At 69.6% G+C, this 18,090-nt stretch carries 17 protein-coding genes; 8 read left to right on the plus strand and 9 right to left on the minus strand.

Features of this window, described 5'->3' with window-relative positions:
• Nucleotides 1-106: 106 nt before the first annotated feature.
• Nucleotides 107-601 carry an NUDIX hydrolase gene (locus AB0N06_RS12415; RefSeq protein ID WP_366134628.1) on the minus strand — a complete coding sequence of 165 codons (495 nt, stop codon included), beginning with the start codon at nucleotides 599-601 and terminating at the stop codon, nucleotides 107-109.
• Between the two features lie 151 nt (nucleotides 602-752).
• On the opposite strand from AB0N06_RS12415, the gene AB0N06_RS12420 reads away from it, so the two are divergent.
• Complete coding sequence (locus AB0N06_RS12420; protein WP_366134704.1) at nucleotides 753-1,868, plus strand: glycerate kinase; 1,116 nt, start codon at nucleotides 753-755, stop codon at nucleotides 1,866-1,868.
• Between the two features lie 128 nt (nucleotides 1,869-1,996).
• Here the strand turns inward: AB0N06_RS12420 and AB0N06_RS12425 are convergent, their stop codons facing one another.
• The 3 genes from AB0N06_RS12425 to AB0N06_RS12435 form a co-directional block, all read right to left on the minus strand.
• Nucleotides 1,997-2,755, minus strand: a complete 759-nt coding sequence (locus AB0N06_RS12425) for an SDR family oxidoreductase (protein WP_366134629.1) — start codon at nucleotides 2,753-2,755, stop codon at nucleotides 1,997-1,999.
• Between the two features lie 50 nt (nucleotides 2,756-2,805).
• Nucleotides 2,806-3,774: an alpha/beta hydrolase gene (locus tag AB0N06_RS12430; protein WP_366134630.1), complete on the minus strand. Its 969-nt coding sequence runs from the start codon at nucleotides 3,772-3,774 to the stop codon at nucleotides 2,806-2,808.
• 102 nt (nucleotides 3,775-3,876) lie between these two features.
• Nucleotides 3,877-4,194 (minus strand): antibiotic biosynthesis monooxygenase, encoded by a 318-nt coding sequence (locus AB0N06_RS12435; protein WP_366134631.1) that lies wholly within the window; start codon nucleotides 4,192-4,194, stop codon nucleotides 3,877-3,879.
• Between the two features lie 144 nt (nucleotides 4,195-4,338).
• Between AB0N06_RS12435 and AB0N06_RS12440 the strand changes: the two genes are divergently transcribed.
• Nucleotides 4,339-5,244: an AraC family transcriptional regulator gene (locus AB0N06_RS12440; protein ID WP_366134632.1), complete on the plus strand. Its 906-nt coding sequence runs from the start codon at nucleotides 4,339-4,341 to the stop codon at nucleotides 5,242-5,244.
• 156 nt (nucleotides 5,245-5,400) lie between these two features.
• Nucleotides 5,401-6,036, plus strand: a complete 636-nt coding sequence (locus AB0N06_RS12445) for an SAM-dependent methyltransferase (protein WP_366134633.1) — start codon at nucleotides 5,401-5,403, stop codon at nucleotides 6,034-6,036.
• On the opposite strand, the gene AB0N06_RS12450 is transcribed toward AB0N06_RS12445, so the two are convergent.
• A complete protein-coding gene (locus AB0N06_RS12450) occupies nucleotides 5,994-6,878 on the minus strand; it encodes an AraC family transcriptional regulator (protein ID WP_366134634.1) in 885 nt (294 codons plus the stop codon). The two genes, AB0N06_RS12445 and AB0N06_RS12450, sit on opposite strands and share 43 nt — an antisense overlap.
• A 190-nt stretch (nucleotides 6,879-7,068) precedes the next feature.
• Here AB0N06_RS12450 and AB0N06_RS12455 point away from each other — a divergent pair, with 190 nt between their 5' ends.
• From AB0N06_RS12455 to AB0N06_RS12475, 5 genes are all read left to right on the plus strand, one after another.
• Nucleotides 7,069-7,611: a 2Fe-2S iron-sulfur cluster-binding protein gene (locus AB0N06_RS12455; protein WP_366134635.1), complete on the plus strand. Its 543-nt coding sequence runs from the start codon at nucleotides 7,069-7,071 to the stop codon at nucleotides 7,609-7,611.
• The gene (locus AB0N06_RS12460) at nucleotides 7,608-8,594 is read left to right on the plus strand and encodes a xanthine dehydrogenase family protein subunit M (RefSeq protein WP_366134636.1); all 987 of its coding nucleotides are present in this window, start codon (nucleotides 7,608-7,610) and stop codon (nucleotides 8,592-8,594) included. Before AB0N06_RS12455 ends, AB0N06_RS12460 begins: the two co-directional genes overlap by 4 nt.
• 39 nt (nucleotides 8,595-8,633) lie before the next feature.
• The gene (locus AB0N06_RS12465) at nucleotides 8,634-10,790 is read left to right on the plus strand and encodes a xanthine dehydrogenase family protein molybdopterin-binding subunit (protein WP_366134637.1); all 2,157 of its coding nucleotides are present in this window, start codon (nucleotides 8,634-8,636) and stop codon (nucleotides 10,788-10,790) included.
• A 73-nt stretch (nucleotides 10,791-10,863) separates the two neighbouring features.
• On the plus strand, nucleotides 10,864-11,949 hold the full coding sequence (locus tag AB0N06_RS12470) for an XdhC family protein (protein WP_366134638.1): 1,086 nt from the start codon (nucleotides 10,864-10,866) through the stop codon (nucleotides 11,947-11,949).
• Between the two features lie 148 nt (nucleotides 11,950-12,097).
• Nucleotides 12,098-14,572 (plus strand): SpoIIE family protein phosphatase, encoded by a 2,475-nt coding sequence (locus AB0N06_RS12475; protein ID WP_366134639.1) that lies wholly within the window; start codon nucleotides 12,098-12,100, stop codon nucleotides 14,570-14,572.
• A gap of 78 nt (nucleotides 14,573-14,650) precedes the next feature.
• On the opposite strand, the gene pssA is transcribed toward AB0N06_RS12475, so the two are convergent.
• The 4 genes from pssA to AB0N06_RS12495 form a co-directional block, all read right to left on the minus strand.
• Nucleotides 14,651-15,505: a CDP-diacylglycerol--serine O-phosphatidyltransferase gene (gene pssA / locus AB0N06_RS12480; protein WP_366134640.1), complete on the minus strand. Its 855-nt coding sequence runs from the start codon at nucleotides 15,503-15,505 to the stop codon at nucleotides 14,651-14,653.
• The gene (locus tag AB0N06_RS12485; RefSeq protein WP_366134641.1) at nucleotides 15,492-16,139 is read right to left on the minus strand and encodes a phosphatidylserine decarboxylase; all 648 of its coding nucleotides are present in this window, start codon (nucleotides 16,137-16,139) and stop codon (nucleotides 15,492-15,494) included. Before AB0N06_RS12485 ends, pssA begins: the two co-directional genes overlap by 14 nt.
• A 181-nt stretch (nucleotides 16,140-16,320) precedes the next feature.
• A complete protein-coding gene (locus AB0N06_RS12490; RefSeq protein ID WP_366134642.1) occupies nucleotides 16,321-17,526 on the minus strand; it encodes an acyl-CoA dehydrogenase family protein in 1,206 nt (401 codons plus the stop codon).
• Nucleotides 17,527-17,528: 2 nt separating this feature from the next.
• Nucleotides 17,529-18,089: a MaoC family dehydratase gene (locus tag AB0N06_RS12495; protein ID WP_366134643.1), complete on the minus strand. Its 561-nt coding sequence runs from the start codon at nucleotides 18,087-18,089 to the stop codon at nucleotides 17,529-17,531.
• Nucleotide 18,090 lies beyond the last annotated feature (1 nt).

The raw sequence follows: 18,090 nt of genomic DNA on the forward strand, positions 1-18,090 counted from the left end.
TTCCTTACGGACGATTACTGTGACGACCTGTCGGAACAGCGGGACGCAGCGGCACACGATGCCGATACGGGATGAATGACCGTGAGTCAGGAGGTCTCAGGAGGTCTCAGGAGGCGACGGGTCTGCCGTCCTCCAGCTCCACGGCGCCCGCTCCGGAGTCGACCACCTCCAGCGCCGCCCGGACCCGGTGTCCGAGGGGACCGGGCAGATACCGGTCGAGTGCGATGCGTTCCACCAGCTTCCAGGAGAGGAGTTCCTCCTCCTGCAGCCGGATCGCCGTCAACTGCGCCTCGTCCAGGACCCCGCCGTCGTACAGGTAGGCGGCGATCGGAGGACGCTCGGGGCTGCGTGCCCAGTCGATCGCCAGCAGCCGTCCCGGCTCCAGATCGAGACCGATCTCCTCGACCGTTTCGCGGCGTGCGGCCTGCCGCGGTGTCTCGCCCTCGTCGGACTCGATCGTTCCACCGGGCAGGGCCCAGCCGTCCCGGTAGTTCGGCTCGACGAGCAGCACTCGTCCTTCCCTGTCCCGGAAGACGGTTGCCGCGGCGGCCAGCACCTTGGGCAGTCCTGCGATGTACGTGGCGTAGTCAATGGTGGTCACGTGCGCAGCGTAATGGGGGCCGGCACGTCCGCCGTTCCGCAGGTCCAGGGCCCGGACACCCATGGGCAGAGGGCCGGTGCTCCGGATAGGGTCGGGGCGGCGCGACTGCCTGTTCGAAAGCAAGGGATGCAAGGTGACGGACGGAGCAGTGATGGAGACCGCCCGCGTGCTCGTCGCGGCGGACAAGTTCAAGGGTTCGCTCACGGCGGTGCAGGTCGCGGAGCGGGTGACGGCCGGGCTGCGGCGCGTCGTACCCCAGGTGCAGGTCGAGACCCTGCCCGTGGCAGACGGCGGCGACGGCACGGTGGCGGCGGCGGTGGCCGCCGGATTCGAGCGGCGCGAGGCGCGGGTGACCGGGCCGCGCGGGGAGACCGTGACCGCGGCGTACGCCCTGCGGGGCACCACCGCGGTGGTGGAGATGGCCGAGGCCTCCGGCCTCCAGCATCTTCCGGTGGGGGTGTTCGCCCCCCTGACGGCCACGACGTACGGCTCCGGCGAGCTGCTGGCCGCGGCGCTGGACGCGGGCGCCCGGACCATTGTGTTCGGGGTCGGCGGCAGTGCCACCACGGACGGCGGCGCGGGCATGCTTGCCGCACTCGGCGCCCGCTTCCTGGACGCGGACGGCAAGCCCGTCAGCCCCGGGGGCGGTGGCCTCGCGGAGCTGGCCGAGGCGGATCTGACCGGCCTCGACCCGCGGCTGGCCGACGTGGACCTGATCCTTGCCAGCGACGTGGACAACCCACTGACCGGCCCGAAGGGCGCCCCGGCGGTCTACGGGCGGCAGAAGGGCGCGACCGAGGACGACATCGCGACCCTCGACGCGGCACTCACCCACTACGCGTCCGTCCTCGGCCCGGAACACGCGAAACTGCCCGGGGCGGGTGCGGCAGGCGGCATCGGTTACGGGGCGCTCATCGCTCTCGGCGCCCGGTTCCGCCCCGGCATCGAGGTCATGCTCGACGTCCTCGGCTTCGCCCCGGCGCTGGCCCGTGCCACGCTGGTGATCACGGGGGAGGGCTCCCTCGACGGGCAGACCCTGCACGGCAAGGCTCCCGCGGGCGTCGCGGCGGCGGCTCGCGCGGCTGGCCTGGAGGTGGTGGCGGTTTGCGGCCGCCTCGCCCTGCCCCCGGAGGCGCTGGGACGTGCGGGCATCCGGCGCGCGTACGCCCTCACGGACCTGGAGCCGGACCCCGCCGTGTGCATGGCGCAGGCGGGGCCACTGCTGGAGCGGGTGGCGGAGGGGATCGCGCGCGACTTCCTGTCGTGAGCGAACCCCGGTCGTGCTGAGCTGATCGGGCGGGGCGACGCGGGGGCGGGGCGACGCGCACCCGTTCCGGGGCCGGAACGGATGCGTTCCGGTTCCGTCGCCTCCCCGTCGCTCTTCCCGCCCCTCTCCTAGAGGTTGTAGCCGCCCGATACCTCAATGTTCTGGGCGGTGACCCAGCGGCTCTCGTCGGAGACCAGTGTGGCGATCATCGCGCCGATGTCGCCGGGTTCGCCGACGCGGCCGAGCGCGGTCTTCGCGACGAGGGCCGGAACGACCTCGGGGTAACGGGTGAAGGCGTCGTCGGCGATCCGGGTGCGGGTCGATCCCGGCGAGAGAGCGTTGACACGGATACCCCGCGGGCTGAATTCCTTGGCCATGTACCGGGTCAGCACGTCCAGGCCGCCCTTCATCGACGCGTAGGCCGAGTAGCCGGGCTCCGGGCTGGCCGTCGCCGCCGAGTTGCTGCTCGTGTTGACGATTGCCCCGCCGTCCGCCATCAGGGGCAGCAGCCGCTGCGTCAGGAAGTACGGTCCCTTGAGCAGGACCCGCATGAGCCTGTCGAACGTCTGCTCGGTCGTGTCCTCGATCAACGACGTCTGCGCGAAACCGGCGTTGTTGACCAGGTAGTCGAATGTGTCGCGCTGCCAGGTGTCGCGCAGCACGGCGGCCACCGTGTCGCGGAAAGCCGCGAAGGTGCCGGTCTCTCCCACGTCCAGCGGCAGCGCGACGGCAATACCGCCCTCCTTCTCGATGGCGGCGGTCGTCTCCAACCCTCCTTGCGGGTTGTTGCCGTAGGTCAGGATGACTCCGGTTCCGCGCTTGGCGATCTCGATCGCGGCGCTCTGTCCGATGCCGGAGCTGGCGCCCGTGACGATGGCGACCTTCATGGTGTTCCTCCTGGGTGCAGTCGTGTGTGTGCGTGAGTGAGTCGGCGGCGCTATGCGGCGGAGTCCGGGTGCAGGACTCGGGCGAGCCAGTCGGTGCGGGTCCGGCGGGCCGTGGCCGAGATGCGCGCCTGCGGGTACAGCGCGTCGAACCCGTGGAAGCCGCCCGCCCAGACGTGGAGTTCGGCCTGGCCGCCGGCCGCCCAGATGCGGGTGGCGTAGTCGGCGTCCTCGTCGCGGAAGACTTCGGCGGAGCCGGTGTCGATGTAGGCGGTCGGCAGGCCCGAGAGGTCGTCGGCCAGCGCGGGGGAGACGTACGGGGGTACCTCGTCGTCGGTGAGGTCGCCGAGCACACAGCGCCATCCGAACTCGTTCATCTCGCGGGTCCAGACACCGGGTCCGCCGGAGTACTGGCGGCTGGAGGCGCTGGTGTTGCGGTGGTCGAGCATGGGGCAGATCAGCATCTGTGCGGCAAGCGCCGGTGTGCCGAGGTCGCGGGCAAGCAAGGTGACGCCGGCCGCGAGACCGCCGCCCGCGCTGGCGCCCGCGACGACGATCCGGGCGGGATCGATGCCCAGTTCGGCGGAGTGTTCGGCGACCCAGAGCAGCCCCTGGTAGCAGTCGTCGACCAGGGCGGTGCCGGTGGCATCCGGCGCAAGTCGGTAGTCCACGGAGACCACAATCGCGCCGAACCGGTCAAGCCATTCCAGCGGGATGTCGATCTGCGAGAAGCGGTCGCCCATGACCATCCCGCCCCCGTGCATCCAGTAGACGCAGGGTGCGGCGGTGGTGCGATCGGTGTTCGCGGGACTGAACACCGACATGAGGATCGGGGCACCGTCCTTGACGGGCACGGTGACCTCGCGCCGGTCGACCTGTCGGTGGGCGAGAAGGGACTCGACGGGCGTCGACGGAAGCCGGCGCAGTTGCGCGAGAACTTCCGGGCTGAGCTGGGACATCAGTGGCATGTCGGCCAGTAGCTCACGCAGTTCGGGGTCCAGGTCGGGTCGTGCCGTGGTCATGCTTGCTGCCTTTCGTGGGGTGGTGCCGGAGGTCGGGCGAGGAGGGGGCTGCTCGGCAGGCGTCGAGGCGGCAGGGGGCCGGGGCGAGGGACGATCGCCGGATCAGAAGGCGGCCTTGCCGCAGACCGGCACGTAGTCGGTGTACTCGGACCCCTTGGCCAGCAGTCCGTCGATCTGCGCCACGATGGCCTGGGCGGCCTCACCGGCGAAGATCCGGTGGTGGTCCTCCTCGCTGGTCCAGCCCTCGGTGACGTGGACGACGTCGGGGTCGGACGCGGAACGGGAGACCAGGTAGACGACGCAGTGTTCGCTCGCGCCCGGGCTGCCCTCGTTCAGGCCGGTCAGCAGCAGGTCGACCAGCCGGTCGCCCATTCCGGGCCTGGCGGTCAGAGTGGCGTTGAAGCCGTAGTTGGCGATCATGGATGCCTTCTTCTTCGGTGATGGAGTGAGGTGATTCCATTCAACCGACGTGACCTGCGAAAACGTTAGAACGATGCTCGCTCGTACTTGCACGATCCTCGCGGGCACGGGAGCCGCAGCGTGGAATGGTGCTGCAATGGACGCATGTACCTGGAAGAGCTCCGCACCCTGCTGGCCCGGCATGCCCGGCCCGACTGGACCACCGCCATCGACGGCGTCCTCATCTCGAAGGTCGACCGGTCGGATCCGCCGGCGCCCTCGATGTCCGGCACGGTGCTCGCGGTCATCGCCCAGGGCGCCAAACGACTCGCCCTGGGGGAGCGGGTGTACGACTACGGGCCCGGGCAGTACCTGGTCGCATCCGTTGATCTGCCCGTCACCGGGCAGTTCACCCAGGCCGAACCCGAGCGGCCGGCCCTCGGCTTCGGTCTCACGCTGGAACCGTCCGCCGTCGCCGAACTGCTGCTTGAGGCCGGGCCCGGAGACACCCCCCGCGCCGGTGGGGGCGCGCCATCGGGCATCGCCGTCAGCGATGCTCCGGCCGCACTGCTCGACGCGGTGGTCCGTCTGCTGCGTCTGCTCGACGAGCCCCGCGACCGTGCCGTGCTGGCCCCGCTGGTCAAGCGCGAGATCCTGTGGCGCCTGGTCACGAGCGAGCAGGGTGCGACGGTTCGCCAGCTCGGCCTGGCCGACAGCGGCCTCAGCCACATCTCCCGGGCCGTGCGCTGGATCCGCGAGCACTACGCGCAGCCCTTCCGGGTCGAGGACGTCGCGCGCCTTGCCGGCATGAGCGTCTCCGCCTTCTACCGCAACTTTCAGGCGGTGACAGCGATGAGCCCCATCCAGTTTCAGAAGCAGATCAGGCTGCAGGAGGCCCGGCTGCTGCTCGCCACCCACCCGGGTGACGTCACCGGAGTCGGCCTGCGCGTCGGCTATGACAACCCGTCACAGTTCAGCCGGGAATACCGCCGCCAGTTCGGCGCGCCCCCCAGCCAGGACGCCGCCCGTCTGCGTCATACCGTGCGCACCCCGGCAGGTGTCCTTCCCTGAGCCGGGTGGACCGGGGTGGAGGATCGTGCAAGGGGCAGCGAGGATCCTTCTACGATTTTGGCAGGTCACATGGGTTCAATGGGGTCACAGACTCTCCCGCGGAGCATGAGATTACCTGTCCGCCCGCGGGCCCCATCGCACCGCAAGGATCCCAGCATGAGTGAAACCGCGCTCTTCGCCCGCGAGTTCCTGCGCAATCCGTTCCAAACGGCCTCCCTGATCCCGAGTTCGGCCCGCCTGGTCGAGCGGCTCGTCGCTGTCGTGCCCGAGCGGGGCGAGCCCGTGGTGGTGGAGCTCGGGCCGGGCACCGGGCCTGCCACCGAGGCGATCCAACGCAAACTGGCAGGCCGCGGCCGTCACATCGCGGTCGAACTGAATGAGCGGCTCGCCGCGCATCTGGTTCGGCGTTTCCCCCGCGCGGAGATAGTCACCGACTCCGCCTGGGAACTGCCTCGCATCCTGGCTGAGCGGGAGCTGCGCACCGCGGACGTGGTGGTGAGCAGCCTTCCTTGGTCGGCGTTCACCGGCCCGCACGGCAGCGCTCTCGTGCCGAAGATCGCCTCGGTTCTGTCCGAGAGCGGTGTGTACACGCAGTTCACCTACGCCTGGGCCAACTGGGCCTCTCCGAGCCGCCGCCGGCTCGCACAGCTGCGGCAGGCGTTCGAAGAAGTGGTCACCAGCAGGACGGTGTACCGCAACCTGCCTCCCGCCCTGGTGTATTCCGCCCGCCGGCCGCGTGTGGGAGCCGGTCAGTTCCCTGCGCCGGCGGCCGCGAATCGCGTCGCGTCCTGACTGGGTGGCGCGCCGAAGAGGCGCCGGTACTCCCGGCTGAACTGGGACGGGCTGTCGTATCCGACGCGGTATCCGATGTACGCGATGTCTTTTGGATGTGCCGCAAGGAGAAGGCGAGCCTGATGAAGTCTGATCTTCTTCTGGAACTGAATCGGACTCATTCCGGTGACGGCCTGGAAATTCCGGTAGAAGGCGGAAGTGCTCATTCCGATCAGCTCTGCCACGTCGTCCACCCGGAACGGCTGTCTGTAGTTTTCCCTGATCCAGTGCACGGCTCTGGCGATGTGCGAGAGCTTGCTGTCGGCGAGACCGATCTGGCGGACCGTCGCCCCCTGCTCGCTCGTGATGAGGCGCCACAGGATCTCGCGTTTGACGAGGGGGGCGAGCATGTCCCTGTCCCGCGGGCGGTCGAGCAGGCGCACCAGGCGCACGGCAGCGTCGAGGAGTTCGTCGGAAGCGGTGCTGACGGCGATGGCCGGGGGTGCGGTGCCGTTCGCCGGAAAACTGCCGGGCGCGGCCCGCAACATCATCTCGGCGACCTCCGAAGGCTGCAGGAGCAGGCCGAGCCCCAGCGCCGGCCGGCCCGCCGTGGCCCCGACGAAGTGACCGGAGACGGGCAGGTCCACCGATGCGACCAGGTACTGGCCGGGGCCGTACTCGTGCACGTACTCGCCCAGCGCGAGACGTTTGGTGCCCTGGGCGATCAGCGCCATGACTGTTCCGCTCATGGCCGCATGGGATGCCTGCGACTCCTCGCGGCCGATCAGCACGCCCTCGATGGCGGTCGTCGCGTCGGCTCGGGCGTGACGCGCCAACAGGGTCCGGAGCTCATCCAGCAGCATGCACCGATTGATACACCGAAGACGAGGACAGGTCCAGCGTTCCTTTCTGCCCCCGCGAGACGGCGGAGAGCATTGTGCAAGGCTTCGCGACTATCGGGCAAAGAAGTTGCGCAGGCGACCTGATTGAATCTCAGTCGTCCCCCAGGGTTTGTAATTCGCCGGCTCGTTGAGTTGAGGAGGGAGGAGCGGAATGACAGACGAAACCCACAGCGAAATTCTTCTTTGCGTCAATGGTCTGACGCATCGTCTGAAGAGCGACAACCGCAGGACGCTGCTCGACGCGCTCCGTGAGAGCACCGGTCACACAGGACCGAAAAAGGGATGCGACCGAGGGCAGTGCGGCGCCTGCACGGTGCTGCTGGACGGCCGGCGCGTGGTGTCCTGCCTGACGCTGGCGGTCGCCACCGACGGCTCGGACGTCACGACGGTCGAGGGGCTGGCCTCCGACGGTGAACTGCACCCGCTGCAGCAGGCGTTCGTCCAGCTCGACGGATTCCAGTGCGGGTACTGCACACCGGGGCAGCTCTGCTCCGCGGCCGGGATGCTGGCCGAGCACGCGGCGGGCTGGCCCAGCGCGGTCACCTCCGACGTGTCACCTGACGAACCGGCACCCGAGCTGGACGCAGCGGAGGTACGCGAGCGTCTGAGCGGCAACCTGTGCCGCTGCGGTGCGTACCCGTCCATCGTCCGCGCCGTGTTGGAGACCGCGTCCCGAACGGAGGCGACGGGATGAAGGAGTTCACCTATCAGCGGCCCGCACACGTACGTGACGCTCTTACCCTGGTCGCCGACGACGGCGCCCGGTTTCTGGGCGGCGGAACCAATCTCGTCGACCTGATGAAGGAAGGCATCGAGACACCCACGCGGCTCGTGGACGTGCGCCGCCTGCCGCTGGACGGCATCCGGGAGACATCCGGCGGAGGCCTCACCATCGGTGCGACGACGACCAACAGCGACCTGGCGGCTCACCCCGAGGTGCGCCGCCGGTACCCGGCGCTCAGCCAGGCAGTGCTGGCGGGCGCGTCGGGGCAGCTGCGCAACATGGCGACGGTCGGCGGCAACCTCCTGCAGCGCACCCGGTGCGGGTACTTCGCAGACCTCTCCCAGCCGTGCAACAAGCGCAGCCCCGGCAGCGGCTGCGCCGCGATCACCGGAGAGCACCACAACCACGCGGTCCTCGACTGGTCCGAGCACTGTGTGGCCACCCATCCCTCTGACATGACCGTGGCATTGGCCGCGTTCGACGCCCGCGTGCACTACGAGACTCTGGACGGGACCCACGAGATCCCGCTGTCCGAGTTCTACCTGCCGGTCGGTGTGAGCCCGCAGCGGGAAACGGCGCTGCCCCACGGCGCCCTGATCACCGCCATCACCCTGCCGGCCGGCGCGGCGAGCCCGCGATCGCGCTACCGCAAGGTGCGCGAACGCGCCTCCTACGCCTTCGCCAACGTGTCCGTCGCAGCCGCGCTGGACGTCAACGAGGGCGTCGTGCAAGGTACCCGGATCGCGCTCGGCGGCGTCGCCTCCCGGCCCTGGCGTGCCCACGCCGCCGAGGCAGCTCTGAGGGACGCCCCCGCCACCCCCGACCGCTTCCGAGCCGCCGCCGACGCGGAACTGACCGTCGCGCGGCCGCTGCGTGACAACGCGTACAAGGTCACGCTGGCCCGCAACCTCGTCGTCGCCGTCCTGACCGAGCTCGCCCACCGGGCCGAGTGACGAACCGGTCCCGTCACACGTCCTGAAGGAGATCACCACATGGACGACGCTTCTTCGACCAGCCTCTCCCCGACACCTCCCGCCCCATCGGTCGACACCAACGAACCACCGCTGGGAGCCATCGGCGCATCGCGGCCCCGGGTGGAGGGACCGGCCAAGGTCACCGGCGCGGTGCGTTACGCCGCGGACGAGCCGATGGGCGACCTGGCGCACGGCTGGGTCGTCACTTCCACGGTGACCCGCGGACGCATCCGCGAACTCGACACCTCCGCCGCGCTGCCCATGCCCGGCGTACTGGGCGTGATCGACCACCGCAACGCGCCCCGGCTCAACCCGGAAGCGGGATCGTTCTTCGGCCCCGACGGCGGCATGCACCTGCTGCAGAGCGAGGAGATCCCGCACTCCGGCCGGCCGATCGCACTGGTGGTCGCAAGGTCGGCGGAGCAGGCCCGGTCGGCGGCCATGGCACTACGGGTCACGTACGACGAGGAACCCCACGACGTCGACTTCTCGCCCGACCACCCCGCCGCCCGCCCGGCCACATCGCACTTCGGAGAGGACGCCACCGTCGGCGACGTGGACGCGGAACTCGCCGCGAGCGCGGTGGTCGTGGACGAGCGCTACGTCACCCCTGAGGAACACGGCGCCGCCATGGAGCCGCACTCCGCGACCGCCTGGTGGGACGGCGAGCGGCTGCAGATCGTCGACTCCAACCAGGCACCCTTCCTGGTCGCCATGACCGTGGCCACCCTGTTCCACCTGGACCCGAAGGAGGTGCGCGTCCAGTCCCTCCACGTGGGCGGCGGCTTCGGATCCAAGTCGGGGACGTGCGGCCCCCAGTTGGTCCTCGCGGTGATGGCCACGAAGATGTTCGACCTGCCGGTACGCGTCACCCTGACCCGCACCCAGGTGTTCCAGATCGTCTCGATGCGCCCGGCGACCGACCAGCGCGTACGGATCGGGGCGGACCCCGACGGCCGGCTGCGGGCCATCGACCACGCGGCGGCCTTCGAGATCTCCAAGCTCGCGGACTACCTCGAGAACTGCACCGAACTCACCAACACCCTCTACGCGGCGCGGGCGATCCGTACCCGGCGCACCGCTGTTCCGATCGACATCCTGCCGCCGTACTCGGTGCGCGGACCCGGCACGACTCCGGGCTCGTTCGCCCTCGAATCCGCCATGGACGAGGTCGCGGAGCGCCTGGGCATGGACCCCCTCGAACTCCGGCTGCGCAACGAACCCGCCGTCGGACCTGTCACCGGCCTGCCCTTCAGCCGCCGCAACCTCGTCGCCTGCCTCATGGAGGGTGCCCGCCGGTTCAGCTGGGCCACCCGCGACCATCGGCCGCGAACGCGCTGGGAAGGACATCTCCTCGTCGGCACCGGGCTGGCAGCCACGTCCTTCTCCGCGGGGGCGCTGCCCTCGTCGGCATCGATCACCGCCGAGACCGACGGGACCTTCACCGTGGCCGTCGGCGCCAGCGACATCGGCCAGGGCGCGCGCACCGCGCTGACCGCGGTGGCGGCGGAAACTCTGTGCGTACCCTCCGAACGGGTACGCCTGCTGATCGCCGACAGCGACCTCGGCCCCGCGTGGGGCGCCAGCGGATCCCGGGGGACCGCATCCTGGACGTGGGCGATCACCGAGGCCGCAGCCAAGCTCCGCTCCCAACTGGACGACGCCGCACGGCCCCAGACGGCCTCGTACGACACCACCGAGGCGCTCGGCAAGCTGCCTCTCATGGAACGGCACGCCTACAGCGCCGTGTTCTGCGAAGTGACCGTGGATCCGGCAACGGGCGAAGTACGGGTACGCCGGCTTCTAGGGATGTTCGCCGTGGGCCGCGTGATCAACCCACTGCTCGCGCGCAGCCAGCTCGTCGGCGGCATGATCATGGGGCTGTCGACGGCCCTGCACGAAGAAGGCGTGCGCGATGCGGCCACAGGACGCCACATCAACACCGACCTCGCCGGCTACCACATCGCCGCACACGCCGATGTACCCGACATCGAAGCCGACTTCGTACCCGACTACGAACCCGACATTCCGGCAGGAGTCAAGGGCGTCGGTGAAATCGGCACCGTGGGCACCGCCGCTGCGATCGCGAACGCCGTCTGGCACGCAACCGGCCTCCGCCAGCGATCCTTGCCCATCCGCCTCGACCGCGTACTCGAAGAACGGCCCGGATCGTGAGCCGCCCGCACCAGCCGGCACCCCGAGCGCGGCCGTCTCGGCCCGGGCCCAGCACCTGACCAGGGAGGCAAACGTGCTACGCGAAGTCTGGCCCTTCGTCGACACCAACCGCCAGGCGGGCCGGCCCGTCGTGCTGGCCCGCCTGGTGGGCCGGGACGGGCCCGGATCACGACCGCTGGGCGCCACTATGGCCATCGCCGACGACGGCACATGGCGCGGCTCGCTGTCGGGCGGCTGCGTCGAGGGCATCGTCCTGGACAAGGCCCGCGCCGTCCTGGCAGGCGCCCCGCCCCACATGACCGCCGTCAACCCGGGGGAGGACCTGCTGCCCTGGGAAGACGCCCCGGCCTGCGCCGGCGAACTGCGTGTCCTCATCACGCCCGCACCACCCGAGCCGATCCACTCCGCCATCAGCACAGCCCTGGCCGAGGACCGCCCGCTCGCGGTGCGGGTCGGTCTGCGACCGCCCCAGCGTTGGTCGACAGCAGCCGCAGTCGACCAACTACCCGACATAGGAGCCGCGTTCACCGAGGAACTGACGCGCCGACCACGGCTACTGCTGGTCGGTGCCACAGATCTCGCCGCAGTCCTGGCCACCCTGGCCAGAACGTTGCACCGCAAGGTCGTCGTCCTCGACCCACGGCCGGGGCACGTCGCCTCCGGAGCGTTCATCGGCACCACCGCCGACATCGTCCGTTCCTGGCCCGACGACTGGATCGCCCGCCACCCACTCGTTGCATGCGATGCCGTCGTCGCACTCAGCCACGACCCGCGCATCGACGACCGCGCCCTGCGTGCGGCTCTGGCTGGTCCGGCCGGGTACGTCGCCGCGCTCGGCAGCCGGGCCACCCACGCGCAACGTCTGCGGCGCCTGACCAACACTCCCGGACTGGACCGCCTGGCCGGCCCGGCGGGCCTCGATCTCGGCGGGGCGTCCCTCGCCGAGAGCGCCCTGTCCATCCTCAGCGAGCTTGTCGCGGTGGACAACGGACGCGGCGGGCGCCGCCTGCGCGACGGCAGCCTGCCCGTCCGGGCCGCCAGGGCCGCAGCGCACGCCCATTTTGTGAGCTCCTCCAAGGGTTGTCCCGTCATCCCTGGCGGGCGCACGACGACCGGCGTTGATCGACAAGGGTTGCCGAGGTCCGCAATGGACTCATAGTCCGTCGGCCGTGGGTTCGAGTCCCACCCGTCCGGCGGCCCCCGCCTCGCGCATCCTTCCCGCTCGGGGCACCGAGGTGCGCCGCAGGTCGGCCGGGGCGCATCCTGGCTGTGTGACCTCGTACGGCCTGCCCCCGTACCCTCCGCCCGTGAAGGTGGCGGCGCCGGGGAGGGCGAGCGGCGGCGGGGTGCCGGACGAATTGTCCCTGGTGCTCGCGCAGGCCGCAGTGAGCGCGATCGAGTCCGCCGGTGGGTATGCCGGTGGCGTATATCTGCGCTCCGGTTACCCCGAGCTGCTGCGCCTCTCCGTGCTCGCCGGGCTGCCGACCCAGCTCTTCCACCCCTGGTGGCGCATGCATGTGAACCGGCCCTTTCCCGTGGCCGAGGCGTACCGCTCGGGCAAGCCCGTCCACCTCGCTGACGTCGACGAGGGCATGCGCCGGTTCCCGCAGCTGATGGCTGGCATGCCGTTCCCGTTCGGTTCGCTGTACGTGCCCGTCGTGGGCGGCCGGGAGAAGTTCGGCGTCCTCGTGGTGCTGCGCCCGGCCACCCCCGGCAAATCCGTCTCGCACGCCGACCGGCGCGCGCTCCGCGACATCGCCCAGCGGCTCGGCGCGGAGCTCGCCGGACTGGCGGCCGGGGGCACCAAGGTCGTATGGGACGGCGAGCCGGTCCCCGTGCAGCTACCCTCCGTCACCATGCCACCGGTACGGATCGGACACTTCGACTGGGACCTCGAAACCGGTGCCGTCGACGCCGACGCGGAGCTGTGCGGGATCCTCGGCACCGAGCCCGCGCGGTTCCCGGGCACCATCGACGCCCTGACGGCACTGCTGGCACCGGAGGACGTGTACGGACTGTGGACCCTCGCCCGCCGGGCGGCGAGCGCGGGCGGACCGGTCGTACGCAGGATGCGATTGCGCGGCCCCGACGGCCGGACCAACCTTCTGGAACTCTCCAGCCGCTGGGCCCAGCCACCGCGCAGCGGCGCGGCCGGGACGCTGACCGGATTCCTGGTGGACCTCGGGGCCGGACCGGTCATCGCCGAGGCCGCCGACCGGCTCCCGCACGGCATCTTCTCGCTCGACCGGCTCGGACGGATCACGTACGTCAACCAGCTGGCGGAGAAGCTGCTCGGCCGGCAGCGGGCCGAGCTGGTCGGAAGCCTCCTGTGGGAGGCTCTGCCGTGGTTCGGGCGTCCCGACTATGAGGACCACCACCGGGCCGCACTGCTGTCCCACGAACCCGTGCACTTCCTCGCGCGCCGTACTGAGCGGGACTGGCTGGCGGTGTACCTGTACCCGGGCCACGACGGCGTGACCGCCACACTTTCCGCCACGGAAGAGCCCTCCTTCCCGCCGGGCGACTCCGTCGCAGGCCACGAGGGCCTGGATTCCCCGACGGAGGTCGCGGCCGCGGTGTACCGTCCTGTCGCCCTCGCGATCGCGCTGACGGAGGCCGTCACCGCCCGCCAGGTGTCCGCGGTGGTCACCCAGGAGCTGCTCCCCGCGTTCGGCGGCAGGCAGCTGGCGATCTACCTCCTGCGTGAACGCCACCTCTACCTGGCCTGGGAGACCGGCTTCCCGCACGGCTTCCTGAACCGCTTCGACGGCGTCGCACTCGACGCCCATCTGCCCGGCGTCGAGACGCTCACCTCCGGCCGCCCCATCTACTTCGAATCCATGCAGCACCTGGCCTCCGCCTACCCCGACATTCCCCTGGGCTCGAGCGTCGGCGCCCGCGCCTTCCTGCCGCTCATCGCCTCCGGGCGGCCCGTCGGCTCCTGCATCCTCGGCTTCGACCAGCCACGCGGCTTCAGCCCCGAGGAACGCACGGTTCTCACCGCGCTCGCCGGACTCATCGCCCACGCCCTCAAACGAGCCCAGCGGTACGACACCGAGTCGGCCGTGGCCCGCGGCCTGCAGAACGCCCTGCTGCCGCAACGGCTGCCCGTACTCGACCAGGTCGACACCGCGGGGCGGTACCTCCCTGGCACCCAGGGCATGGACATCGGCGGCGACTGGTACGACGTCATCGAGACCGACCGGGGGCTGGCCCTGGTCATCGGGGACGTCCAGGGGCACGGTGTCGCCGCCGCGGCGACGATGGGCCAGCTGCGCAGCGCCGTACGCGCCTTCGCGCTCAGCGGGCACGACCCGCAGGAAGTGATGTGCGGCACCAACCGGCTGCTCATCGACCTCGACCCCGGCCAGATCGCCAGCTGCTGCTACATCGTCCTCGACCTCGCCACCGGTCGGACGCAGCTCGTCCGGGCCGGGCACCCGCACCCCCTGCTGCGCCACCCGGACGGCACGACCGAGGTCCTGGAACTCCCCGGCGGGGTGGTGCTCGGCGTCACCCCCGACGCCACCTACCCCGTCAGCAGCCTGCGGCTGCCCCCGGGCGCGATCCTGGCGCTGTACACCGACGGACTGGTCGAGCAGGCGGGGGCCGATATCGACGACGGAGTCGAGCGGTTGCGCGGCATCATCGAGGCAGCCGACGCTCCGTCCCTCGCCGGCATGGCGGACCTGGTGATCAGAGAGGCGAGACGGGAGCCCGACCGCCCCGACGACATCGCCGTCCTGCTCGCCGCCCGCTGGGTCGGCGCGCAGGACGCGTAGCGGGTCCCCGGCCGGACATGCTCGAGGGCCCGGGTGCTGAGGAAGCACCCGGGCCCTCGTATGTCTTGTTCTGTATTGCTAGGGCAGCTGAGCCGCCCGGGCCTCGCGCCGGTTGCCGCGGAAGGTGTTCACCCGCCGCGCCGTCGCGAAGAGCGGGATGACCGCTCCCAGGACCACCTGCAGCGCGCAGCCGGTCTGCAGGAGCAGGCGACCGCTGGGGGCGTCGAACGCCCATGCGGCGAGCAGACCCATCGCGGCAACGATCCAGCTGAGCATCGCCACCGCGAGGACCCCCCGCGGCTTCGGGTACTCGACCCGGCTGACCATCAGCCACGCCACTCCGATGATCGCGACGAGCGTCGGTACGAAGGGCAGCTCCAGGAGCACGATCGAGACGACCGTGAGCGCTCCGAAGGGGCTCGGCATGCCCTGGAACATGCCGTCCTTCATGGTCACGCAGGAGAATCTGGCCAGTCTCAGCACTACGGCCAGCAGGACGACGATCGCCGCGAGCGCCGACACCCGCTGGTATGCGTCGTCCGCGACCATGCCGTACACGAGCACGAAGTACGCCGGGGCCAGTCCGAAGCTGATCAGGTCCGAGAGGTTGTCCAGCTCCGCGCCCATCGGCGAGGAGCGGAGCTTGCGCGCCACCAGCCCGTCGAAGAGGTCGAAGACCGCGGCGAGGAGCATCAGGATCACGGCGGTGGCCGCGGAGTGCCGGGCCATGCCGCTCTCGTCGCTGCCCGTGAGGTGCGGGATGAGGATTCCCGTGGTGGTGAAGTACACCGCCATGAAACCGCACGTGGCGTTACCGAGAGTAAGGGTGTCCGCTATTGACAGCCGCAGTGAGAGCGGCATGTCCTCGACGTCGTCCTCGCACTCGCTCTCGGGCACCCAGCCGGCTTGCGTGTCGGGATCAATCACGGTCAATTCGAGTCACCCCCGCGGTGGTGGCCTGGCCGACCTCGACCGCGACCTCGACGCCCTCCGGAAGGTAGATGTCGACTCGGGAGCCGAAGCGGATCAGACCGATGCGCTCGCCCTGCTCGACCTTCGTGCCCTGCGGGAGGTACGGGACGATGCGACGGGCGACCGCACCCGCGATCTGCACCATCTCGATGTCGCCGAGCTCCGTGTCGAAGTGCCAGACAACGCGCTCGTTGTTCTCGCTCTCCTTGTTGAACGCCGGAACGAACCCACCGGGGATGTGCTCGACCGACGTCACGGTGCCGGCCAGCGGCGCACGGTTGACATGGACGTTCAGCGGGCTCATGAAGATCGCGACGCGGGTGCGTCCGTCCTTCCACGGCATGATGCTCTGCACCACACCGTCGGCAGGAGAGATGACCCGGCCCTGGGTGATCTCGCGCTCGGGGTCGCGGAAGAACCACAGCATGCCCGCCGCCAGGGCGGTGGTGGGCACGGCCACCGCGGCCCAGCGTCCGGACCTGCGGGCCCGGGCGATGCTGAGGGCCGCGGTGGCGACGGTCGGGAGGAGCCACGGCGAAGCTCCGCGCGCAAGGCGGACTCCGCCGCGTGGTGCAGAGGTTTGGCTGTCGGGCATGGATGACCTTCGTAGCGGATGAGGCCGCGCTGGCAACGGGGGACGGCGGCTTTTCCGGCGATGTTATCGGTTGCGGGCCGCAACTGGGCAAGCCAGCAGCCGAGTCGGACGGCTTGAAGGCACCGGCAAAGGTTGACTGGGTGTGATCTTCTTCGCGGCCAAATCGCCCCGAAGGGGACAATCAGCCCTGGAATCGGTACTCCTCGAGGAGTCGGCGCCCGATGATCATTTTCTGGATCTCGGCGGTACCTTCACCGATCAACAGCATCGGAGCCTCCCGGTAGAGGCGCTCGATCTCGTACTCCTTGGAGAAGCCGTAGCCGCCGTGGATGCGGAAGGCGTCCTCGACGACTTCCTTGCAGTACTCGGAGGCAAGGTACTTCGCCATCCCTGCCTCCAGGTCGTTTCGTTCCCCGGAGTCCTTTTTGCGTGCTGCATTGACCATCATCGCATGGGCGGCTTCGACCTTGGTGGCCATTTCGGCCAGTTTGAACTGGATGGCCTGGTGCTGGGCGATCGGCTTTCCGAAGGTGTGGCGTTGCTGAGCGTAGGAAACGCCAAGTTCGAATGCACGCTGCGCGACACCGCAACCACGCGCGGCCACATTTACCCGGCCGACTTCGACGCCGTCCATCATGTGGTAAAAACCGCGGCCGGTGGTGCCGCCGAGTACGCGATTGGCCGGAATGCGCAGTCCGTCCATGATGAGTTCGGTCGTGTCGACGCCCTTGTAGCCCATCTTGTCGATCTTTCCGGGGATGGTGAGCCCCGGCCGGACCTCACCGAAGCCCGGTTCCTTCTCCACCAGGAAGGTCGTCATCGACTTGTGCGGGGCCGTTCCCTCGGGGTGGCCTTCGTCACTCCGGCACAGTACGGCGACGAGCGAGGACGTGCCGCCGTTCGTCAGCCACATCTTCTGGCCGTTCAGGACGTACCCGTCGCCGTCCCTGATGCCCTTGGAGGTGATCGCGGAGACGTCGGAGCCCAGGGCCGGCTCGGACATCGAGAACGCGCCCCGGACCTCGCCCTGCGCCATGCGGGGCAGGAACGTGTCCTTCTGCTCCTGGGTGCCGTGCTGCTTGAGCATGTACGCCACGATGAAGTGCGTGTTGATGATTCCCGAGACGCTCATCCAGCCGCGGGCGATTTCCTCCACGCAGAGCGCGTATGTGAGAAGCGACTCACCCAGACCCCCGTACTCCTCGGGAATCATCAGCCCGAACAGACCGAGTTCCTTGAGCCCCTCGACGATCTCCGTCGGGTACTCGTCGCGGTGCTCCAGCTGGGTCGCGACAGGAATGATCTCCTTGTCGACGAAATCCCGGACCGTGGAGAGGATTTCCTGTTGAATGTCGGTCAGGCCGGCGGTCTGGGCGAGTCGCGTCATGGCTACTTCTCCACGTTCTTCTGCGAAGGCTGGTTCAGCTCCGGGCGGCCGGGCTGCTCTCCCCCAGGGCCTGAATGGCCTGGGAGGTGCCCCCTTCCGCGCTCCTTGATGTACGTCTCGGTGGGGACCATCACCTTGCGGCGGAACACGCAGACGAGCGTCCCGTCCTGCTTGTAGCCCCTGGTCTCCACGTGAACGATTCCGCGGTCGCTCTTGGACTTTGACGGAGTCTTGTCGAGAACGGTCGTCTCGCCGTAGATCGTGTCGCCGTGGAAGGTCGGCGCGACATGCTTCAGCGACTCGACCTCCAGATTGGCGATCGCCTTTCCGGAGACGTCCGGCACGGACATGCCGAGCAGCAACGAGTAGATGTAGTTGCCGACCACAACGTTCTTGCCGAAATCGGTCGTCTTCTCCGCGTAGTTGCTGTCCATGTGCAGCGGGTGATGATTCATGGTCAGTAGGCAGAAAAGATGGTCGTCGTACTCGGTGACCGTCTTTCCGGGCCAGTGCTTGTACACCGCACCGACCTCGAATTCCTCATAGGTACGTCCGAACTGCATG

Origin of the sequence: Streptomyces sp. NPDC051020 (assembly GCF_040683105.1) — a bacterium.
Lineage (GTDB): Bacteria > Actinomycetota > Actinomycetes > Streptomycetales > Streptomycetaceae > Streptomyces.